Here is a 5406-nt window from a genome sequence, read left to right on the forward strand (position 1 = left end):
CCCCTTGGGTTTCCCTCAATGAGCAATATGCGCGATGCGAAGCGAGTCCTTTAGGGGAGCGGTATCCTTTAGGACTCGTTCAAGACAGTAATGTCACCCAAAATAATACGGTTCGTAGCTATAAGCTTTCTTGCTATAAGCTTTCTTGCTTTGAAATAATTTTGGATAACAGTATAGAAAGCGTAAAAACTTGTCTCAGCATTATGCATTCACCAACGCCGTAATTTGAAGTTTTCCCTTATTACGTTGGGGAAAGTACAATGGATAAACTTTTGGAGAAAACAACCAACTACCAACCACCAACATAACTAAATGACAATCTCTGAATTCGAGCACCAAATGATGCAAAGATGTATTCAGTTAGCCAGACGTGCTGAAGGAAAAACATCACCCAATCCCCTTGTTGGCTCTGTAGTGGTCAAGGATGGCAAAATAGTCGGGGAAGGTTATCATCCTGAAGCGGGGAAACCCCATGCAGAAGTATTCGCTCTCAAAGATGCAGGAGAACAAGCAAAAGGGGCGACAGTGTATGTTAGTCTTGAGCCTTGTAATCATTATGGTAGAACACCACCCTGTAGCGAAGCTTTAATTGCTGCGGGCGTGGCTAAAGTAGTGGTGGGAATGGTAGATTGTGATTCTCGTGTTTCTGGTAGTGGAATTAAAAAGTTACGGAATGCAGGAATAGAAGTGATTGTAGGTGTGGAAGAGGCTGCTTGTCGTGAGTTAAATGAGGCTTTTATTCACCGCATTGAGCAACAAAAACCTCTGGGGATTTTAAAATATGCCATGACCCTAGATGGTAAAATTGCAGCGACTACAGGACATAGTGCTTGGGTGACAAGTAAAGCCTCTCGTCATCGGGTACATCAGCTTAGGAGTACTTGCGATGCGGTAATTATTGGCGGTAATACGGTTAGGAAAGACAACCCTCAGTTAACTACTCATGGAGTAGCTGAACACAATCCTCTGCGAGTGGTCATGAGCCATAGTTTAAATTTACCTGAAGACTGTAAATTATGGGATGTAATGGTTGCACCTACTTTAATTTTTACCGAAAAAGACAGCAACCCCCCATTACAACATCTATTATTAGAAAAAGGAGTAGAGATTGTCCAGTTGGACTTGGTAACTCCTCAAGCAGTTAATCAAAATCTTTATGAACGAGGGCTATCAAAAGTCTTGTGGGAATGTGGTGGTGTCTTAGCTGCAAATGCGATCGCAGATGGTACAATTCAGAAAATAATGGCTTTTATTGCGCCCAAAATTGTGGGAGGGCAAACCGCACCTTCTCCAGTGGGAGATTTGGGTATAACTCAAATGAGTAATGCTTTATCCTTAAAGAGAGTCACCGTACAAACCGTTGATTGCGATATTTTAATCGCAGGTTATTTACAATAAAAATCAGATAAGTACTGATTAGCAAAGGAGAAGTTGGCATGGCTGGTTTTGAAGATATAGTAAAAAAAGCTTTTTACATGGGAGTGGGTTTTGCCTCTTATGCTCAGGAGAAAGCAGGAGATACTCTTGTTGAAATTAAGGCTCAATCGCAAAAATTAGCTGATGAGATGATTGCTCGTGGTGAAATGAATGTGGATGAGGCGCGTAAATTTGTTGATGAAATGGTACAGCAAGCCCAACAAGATGTAGTGCAATCTTCGGAAACTAACACAGAAAAAAAAGAGCCTAGAGTCATCGAAATTATTAGCGAAGAAGAGCCAGAAGCGGAAAAATCTGATAACGTAGATAGTCTGAAAGATCGAGTGGCATCTTTACAAGAAGAGTTGCGTCGCTTACAACGAGAATAACTATTCTTGATTATTACTTTAGTTACAATTTTTTTTATTGAATTAGTACTATGGATGATTGGCAAAAAGATTGGTGGCAACAATTAGAAAAAACTACTGTGACTTTGGAAAAGTTTTTTCATGATTTCAATCAAGCAGTGGAATCTTTTACAGAAGAAGTAGCAGATGCTTTGGAAGAATTTAGTGGACAAGTACAAGATACTTTGGTTACAGAAGTAGATCGCTGTGTAGAAGATTTTGTGGATTTTATGACAGAGACTAATCTCGAACTTGAGCTTAGTCTCTGGGAAGATATCGAAAACTTGGTAGACGATTCTGAGTTTGTGGAAATTACTACAGAAACTCCTAGTAAAAATAACTATGCTGCTTGTATAGGTTGTTGTAACTACCACGGTCAATCTTATAACGGTCAAATTTTAGTGTGTGCTATGCATCCTCATGGTGTAGAAGATGACCATTGCCCAGATTGGGAAAAACAACCAAATATTGTCTCAAAATGGGACGATGAAAGTTGAACAGGAGCCAAGGAAATAATTGTGTTTTTTACAAGATTTAATCTGCTAAATCTAGAGTCATAAATAAAAGTAATCAAGTTTATTGATTTTCCAAAACTAATATTTCTTTAATTTAACAAAAATTAATTTAAATGCAATTTTTTCTAATAGTAAACAACAATTTTTTAATTCTTACTTAAGATTTGAAATCAAAAATTATTGTTATAATATTATTTAGGAAAAAAACACTGTAGAGAAGTTATGTCGTTGTGTTTTCGCACTACATATTGAAGGGGAGCGATGCCAAATATGTAGGCAGTGTCATATCAGGCTAGAAGGGAAAGGAGTTTTTATCGCTTCCTCCTTAAGCTACTTATTGCAAGGGATTAAACTCTCTATCAGAACGGCTGTAAAAAGTAGACCAATTCTGGACTGTTACTTAGTGGGATAACGTAGAACAATTTTAAGACGGTTTTTGATATTGCTTTACTGTTGCCATCATTTGCCCTAAAAATGGTAAGCCAATAATAGCTGGAAGAAAATAACGAGAGGTACATAGTAAACCTAAAGCTGCACCGACAGTTTCATTAAAATAAGGTTGATAAAACCAGATTAAGGCTGCATCGCGAGTACCAACGCCAGCAAAAGTAAACGGTAATAATCCTGCCAAAATTGACAATGGAGACAAAGCTAAACTGACAATAAAAGGAGTCCAAGCTTTAAGTGCCAGAATAAATAACCAAATCTGTAATAGATGGAGAAACCAAATAAAAATAGAAGTAATAGTAATAATTGCTAATTGTTTGCGATCGCTCCAAAAATAATTATGCATTTCTGACCAAGACTGTTGCATCTGTTGCAGCTTATTTTTAATTCCTTGAGGAACAATTTTGCTGCATAAAATAAAAAAGAAATTAGCAAAAGCACCCCATCCTAAAAGAAAAACTCCAACAATAAAGCCTCCAGTAATAATGGCAGTTATTCCCCAAAAGAAAGTATTTTTTTCTGAGTAAAAAAATAAGCCAAAAATACACCATAATAATAAAGAAAGCATATCGCAAGCTTTTTCAAAAATAACAATTACTAGGGATAAACTACCACTTAAGTTGTCTCTTTCTCGCATAAAGTAAGCTTTGGCAATGTCTCCCATCTTGGAAGGCAACACCATATTTAAAACGCTAGAACCTAAAATTAAGCGATTGGCTTCGAGAAAGCTTAAATTAGTTCCTTTGGGCATTAATTGTTGCAATCGCCAAGAGGTAAATAAAGTTAAGGGAATAACCATTCCTAAGCTGATAGTCATCCACAGAGCATCGCAATTTTGAAATACTTCCCAGAGCCTATTTATTTCAATACGAGAATATAAATAAAATAAAAGTGCAGTGCTAATAACTATAGATATAAATCTTTTTAAATTCATAAATTATTAAGTGAGCAAGCGTAAAAAACTATAATACTTTATTTTTTGTTGTCTCTTTTGGTGCGCGTTTCTTGATGTATGTCTCTTGACCAACGGTCACGTGCCGTCTCCGTCTTCTCTTGGTGCGCGTTCCTTAGCCGAGGAAACCTCGGCAGGGGTGGATAGGGGGGACTTTTCTGGTTTGATGTTTTGCTTCCCACAGTTGATTGCGGTCTGTTGAAGTCCCCCCATCCCCGCGCACCGCTTTTTAAGGCGGAGTAACGGTGACTAAGAAAGTAGAGGAAACCCACGCCTTCCAAAACGATCTCGTGCTGAATTTAGATAGCTTTTTTGTACTACTTTTGTCTTATCTCGAACTCAAGTCTCTAGATGATAGTTTTGAGTGCGAGATTCGATGAGGTTTCCTCATCTTGAATAATCGCGCTGTTGAGAAATTGTATTACTTTTTACTTCCTCATCCTTGATTACTATCTGTTTGAAATTATTTACACAAAAATCATTTCTATTGCTCCATTATTAAGGTAAGTTAAAGGTCTTAATTTTATTAGCAGCAAGATGGAAAACTTGGAATCGAGGGGACATCTCCTAACAGAACAGATTAATCCCGAAAGTCATAATTTAGACAGCCTCTCTCCTTTAGAAATAGTCGATCTCTTCAATCAAGAAGATGCTAAAACCCTTAAAGCGATCGCTGAAGCTCGAACTTCCCTCGCAGCAGCTATTGAAGCAGGAAGTAATGCTTTGAGTCGAGGAGGAAAGCTATATTACGTTGGTGCAGGAACAAGCGGAAGATTAGGAGTGTTAGATGCAGCAGAATGTCCCCCTACTTTTTGTACTTCTCCTGAATTAGTACAGGGCATTATTGCGGGTGGTGCGGGTGCATTAGTTAGAAGTTCCGAAGACTTAGAAGATCTGCCCGAAGATGGCGAATCTGCGATCGCTTATCACCAGATTACTAATTTAGATATAGTAATTGGAATTACCGCAGGAGGTACAACCCCTTATGTTCATGGTGCGTTACAAGCAGCTAAAGAAAGAGGTGCGACCACCATAGCAATGAGTTGTGTACCTAACGAACAAGTAGCTATCGATGCAGATCTTGATATTCGCTTGCTAGTGGGTGCAGAAGTTTTAGCGGGTTCAACCAGGCTTAAAGCAGGAACAGCTACCAAAATGGCATTGAATATTATTTCCACAGGAGTTATGGTACGTTTAGGCAAAGTTTATGGCAATCGAATGATTGATGTTTCAGTAACGAATACTAAACTACGCGATCGCGCTATTCGCATTCTTTGTGATTTAACTGATTTAAACCGTCAACAAGCACAAGAATTACTACAACGAAGTAAACAAAAAGTCAAACTGGCTTTACTAATGGAATGGACTGGTTTAAATGCAGAAGATGGAGAACAACTTTTACAAAAATATCATGGGAATTTAAGGCTAGCGGTGCAAAGCAATTTGTGATAACACAATAGGTAATCATGATATTTCTACAAAGTAGATATGTAATCACAGGTGTAAATTATCAATAATTGCTGTTCTGTTGAAAAACAGTGTTACGTTAATTTAATTCAGATTAACATTATATAAATCAGTAATTAATGATATCTAGTTTTAGTTAGTAACATCGCGATAATTTACTTCTGGTTATTATGTATCTTGTATAGTTATGCTTGGCAAAAAA

At 37.7% G+C, this 5406-nt stretch carries 6 protein-coding genes; 5 read left to right on the plus strand and 1 reads right to left on the minus strand.

Annotated features, from left to right (window positions below):
* From H1P_RS37875 to H1P_RS30625, 4 genes are all read left to right on the plus strand, one after another.
* On the plus strand, positions 1-224 hold a 224-nt coding region (locus H1P_RS37875), incomplete at its 5' end, for a hypothetical protein (RefSeq protein ID WP_222427324.1).
* An 88-nt stretch (positions 225-312) separates the two neighbouring features.
* Positions 313-1398, plus strand: coding sequence for a bifunctional diaminohydroxyphosphoribosylaminopyrimidine deaminase/5-amino-6-(5-phosphoribosylamino)uracil reductase RibD (gene ribD / locus H1P_RS30615; RefSeq protein ID WP_144874867.1), 1086 nt, complete (start codon positions 313-315; stop codon positions 1396-1398).
* 38 nt (positions 1399-1436) lie between these two features.
* On the plus strand, positions 1437-1805 hold the full coding sequence (locus H1P_RS30620; RefSeq protein ID WP_144874869.1) for a phasin family protein: 369 nt from the start codon (positions 1437-1439) through the stop codon (positions 1803-1805).
* A 50-nt stretch (positions 1806-1855) separates the two neighbouring features.
* Entirely contained in the window at positions 1856-2320 is a 465-nt protein-coding gene (locus H1P_RS30625) for a hypothetical protein (protein ID WP_144874871.1), read from the plus strand.
* 442 nt (positions 2321-2762) lie between these two features.
* Here H1P_RS30625 and H1P_RS30630 read toward each other — a convergent pair whose 3' ends face one another.
* On the minus strand, positions 2763-3719 hold the full coding sequence (locus H1P_RS30630) for a lysylphosphatidylglycerol synthase transmembrane domain-containing protein (protein ID WP_144874873.1): 957 nt from the start codon (positions 3717-3719) through the stop codon (positions 2763-2765).
* Between the two features lie 555 nt (positions 3720-4274).
* Between H1P_RS30630 and murQ the strand changes: the two genes are divergently transcribed.
* Positions 4275-5186, plus strand: a complete 912-nt coding sequence (murQ, locus tag H1P_RS30635) for an N-acetylmuramic acid 6-phosphate etherase (protein WP_144874875.1) — start codon at positions 4275-4277, stop codon at positions 5184-5186.
* Positions 5187-5406: the final 220 nt, after the last annotated feature.

It is taken from the genome of Hyella patelloides LEGE 07179 (assembly GCF_900659865.1).
In the GTDB taxonomy this organism is placed as follows: Bacteria; Cyanobacteriota; Cyanobacteriia; order Cyanobacteriales; family Xenococcaceae; genus Hyella; species Hyella patelloides.

What these genes read in the sequence shown, in the direction of transcription:
- murQ (WP_144874875.1), top strand. Translation starts at nt 4,275, where the DNA reads ATGGAAAACTTGGAATCGAGGGGACATCTCCTAACAGAACAGATTAAT.
- H1P_RS30625 (WP_144874871.1), top strand. Translation starts at nt 1,856, where the DNA reads ATGGATGATTGGCAAAAAGATTGGTGGCAACAATTAGAAAAAACTACT.
- H1P_RS30620 (WP_144874869.1), top strand. Translation starts at nt 1,437, where the DNA reads ATGGCTGGTTTTGAAGATATAGTAAAAAAAGCTTTTTACATGGGAGTG.
- H1P_RS30630 (WP_144874873.1), bottom strand. Translation starts at nt 3,719, where the DNA reads ATGAATTTAAAAAGATTTATATCTATAGTTATTAGCACTGCACTTTTA.
- ribD (WP_144874867.1), top strand. Translation starts at nt 313, where the DNA reads ATGACAATCTCTGAATTCGAGCACCAAATGATGCAAAGATGTATTCAG.